At 62.3% G+C, this 3142-nt stretch carries 2 protein-coding genes; both read left to right on the forward strand.

The features are described from left to right. Nucleotides 1-2520 (forward strand): outer membrane protein assembly factor BamA (gene bamA / locus L288_RS32300; RefSeq protein WP_021238366.1); only part of this gene is annotated, 2520 nt, incomplete at its 5' end. After that, nucleotides 2520-3142, forward strand: a 623-nt coding sequence (locus tag L288_RS32305) for an OmpH family outer membrane protein (protein ID WP_021238367.1), incomplete at its 3' end; no start/stop codon positions are given. The genes bamA and L288_RS32305, both read left to right, overlap by 1 nt.

A 3142-nucleotide genomic window follows, 5' to 3' on the forward strand; every position in this document is an offset into this window, starting at 1 on the left:
GCCGCCGTGCCTGCCGCGGGCACCATCCGCAGCGTCGCCGTGACGGGTCAGCAGCGGCTGGAGCCCGACACGGTCCTGTCCTACACCAAGCTGCGCGTGGGTCAGCCCTATACGCAGGAAACGCTCGATCAGGCGTTGCGCGACCTGTATGAGACGGAACTGTTCGCCGACGTGCAGATCCGCAACGACAATGGCGCATTGACCATCGAGGTCCGGGAAAATCCGGTCATCAACCGCATCGTGCTGGAAGGCAACAAGCGGTTGAAGGAAGACAAGATCCGTCCTGAGATCAAGCTCGCCCCGCGCCAGATCTATACCCGGTCGAAGGTGCGCGCGGACGTGGCCCGCATCATCGAACTCTATCGCCGCCAGGGCCGCTTCGCCGCCACGGTCGAGCCGAAGATGGTGCAACTCGACCAGAACCGCGTCGATATCGTCTTCGAGATTTCCGAAGGGCCCAAGTCCAAGGTCCGGCAGATCAACATCATCGGCAACGACAAGTTCAGCGACGGCGAACTGCGCAGCCAGATGGTGACCAAGCAGTCGCGCTGGTTCCGCATCTTCTCCTCCGGCACCAGCTATGACCCGGATCGCCTGGCCTATGACCAGCAGAAGCTGCGGCAATTCTACCTGACCGAAGGCTATGCCGACTTCCGCGTCATTTCAGCCGTGGCGGAACTGACGCCCGACAAGCAGGACTTCATCATCACCTATGTGGTTGAGGAAGGGGACCGCTACAAATTCGGCGACGTGAAGGTGGAAAGCGACATTCGCGACCTGTCGGGCGCGACGCTGACCAAGACGCTGCCGATGAAGAAGGGCGACTGGTACAACGCCAAGCAGGTTGAGGACACGGTCGATACGCTGAGCGAGACGGCGGGCCTGTTCGGCTATGCCTTTGCGGACGTGCAGCCGGACTTCAACCGCGACAAGGACAGCCTGACGATGGGGATCAATTTCCGCATCGGCAATGCGCCCCGTGTCTATGTCGAGCGGGTCGACGTCAACGGCAACACGCTGACGCAGGACAAGGTCGTGCGCCGCGAGTTCCGCCTGGCGGAAGGCGACGCCTTCAACAGCTTCCTGGTCAAGCGGTCGCGCGACCGCATCAACTCGCTCGGCTTCTTCCAGGAAAAGCTGGAGATCGAGCAGAAGCCGGGTTCCGCGCCAGACCGCATCGTGCTGGAAACCAATGTGCAGGAAAAATCGACGGGCGAACTGTCGCTTTCGGCCGGTTTCTCCTCGCTTGAGCGGTTTATCGTCGCGGCGTCGATCACCCAGCGCAACTTCCGCGGCAAGGGCCAGGAACTGCGCGCCAGCGTCAATTATTCCAGCTATTCCAAGTCCGTCGAACTGGGCTTCACCGAACCCTATTTCATGGACAAGAATATCGCGCTGGGCGGCGACATCTACCGCCGCGACCTCAACAGCTTCCGCTATCTCGGCAATTCCAACGATCGCGACACGACCTACAAGCAGACGACGACAGGCTTCCAGATCCGCGCTGGCGTGCCGATCACGGAATATATGTCGCTCGCCCTGCGCTACAGCCTCAATCTGGACGATGTGAGTCTGGACGAGGACACTTATTATACCAATGGCGTCTGCGACCCGATCCTCGCGGGGCGCTATCTGTGCGACGCCATCGGCAAGCGGACGACATCCTCGCTCGGCTATTCGCTGATCTACGACAATCGCGATAACCGTATCCGGGCGACGCGCGGTCATAATATCGTGCTGAGCCAGGATTTCGCCGGGCTGGGCGGCAGCGTCAAATATGTCCGCACGCGGCTTAACGGGGCCAAATATTGGCCCTTGGGCGGCGGCTTCATCTTCTCGCTGTCGGCGGAAGGCGGATATATCCATTCGCTGGAAGGCGAGCGGCGGGATGCAAGCGGCGAACTGGTGGACAAGATCCGGCTGACCGACCGCTTCTTCCTGGGCAACCCGCAGATTCGCGGCTTTGACATTCGCGGCATTGGTCCGCGCGTGAAGCGCTATTATCTGGTGGCTGATCCCAATAGCCCGACCGGATTTTCGCGGAATTCGGGCGACAATAATGTCCGTGACGACGCTCTGGGCGGCAAAGTCTATTATCTTGCGCGTGCGGAAGTCGAAATTCCGCTGGGCTCAGGCGCGCGAGAAATGGGCCTGCGTCCCTCCATCTTCGTGGATGCCGGCGCTGTCGGCGGACTGCGTGATCCGCAGCCGACCAACTTCCCCGGCTATTGCTCCATCACGCCGCAGACGGGCACCACCGGTTCGGCCAGCACTGTACGTGCCGCTTCGCTGGGCACCTGCAATGCGCCACCTGCGGGCTTCGATGCTGCCTATCTCGACGGCACGGGCTTCGAGGAAGTGTATCTCGGCGACACGCTCAAGCCGCGCGTCTCCGTGGGCTTCGGCGTCAACTGGAACTCGCCGTTCGGGCCGTTCCGCATCGACATCGCCAAGGCCCTGCTCAAGGAACCAGGGGACGACACTCAGCTCATCAGCTTCAACGTAGGGACTCAATTCTAATGAACATGATCCTCAAGGCGGCGGCTCTCGCCTTCGCCCCCATGACTGCCATCGCACTTGCCAGCGCGCCTGCGGCCGCTCAGTCGAAGAACGGCATCGCCGTGGTCGACATCCAGCGCGCCGTCGCCACCAGCTCGGCCTATACGACCGCCCGCTCGCAGATCCAGACGACCTACAAGGCGCAGATCGACAGCTTCAACGCGCGCAAGAACGCCATCGACGCGGACCTGCGTTCGAAGGGCACGGCGCTGGAAGCGGCGATGAAGGCTGCGGGCAACAAGCCCACCCCGGCGATCCAGACCCAGTATGAAGCCTATCAGAAGGCTGGCCAGAACGGTCAGGCCGAACTGCAACGCCTGGGCCAGCCGATCGCTCTGGCCAACGCTTATGTCGAGGAACAGATTTCGGCCAAGCTGTCGGACGCGCTGAAATCCGCCATGACCAAGGCCAAGGTCGACCTGATCCTCTCCCCCGACGCGACGGTTTCCTATCAGCCGGGCGTTGACATCACGCAGCAGGTGGTGACGGAACTGAACGCGCTGGTGCCCAGCGTCGGCATCACGCCGCCTGCTGGCTGGCAGCCGGGCGGCGCCCGTGGTCAGGCGCCGACGCCTGCCGCGGC

It is taken from the genome of Sphingobium quisquiliarum P25 (assembly GCF_000445065.1).
Taxonomy (GTDB): domain Bacteria; phylum Pseudomonadota; class Alphaproteobacteria; order Sphingomonadales; family Sphingomonadaceae; genus Sphingobium; species Sphingobium quisquiliarum.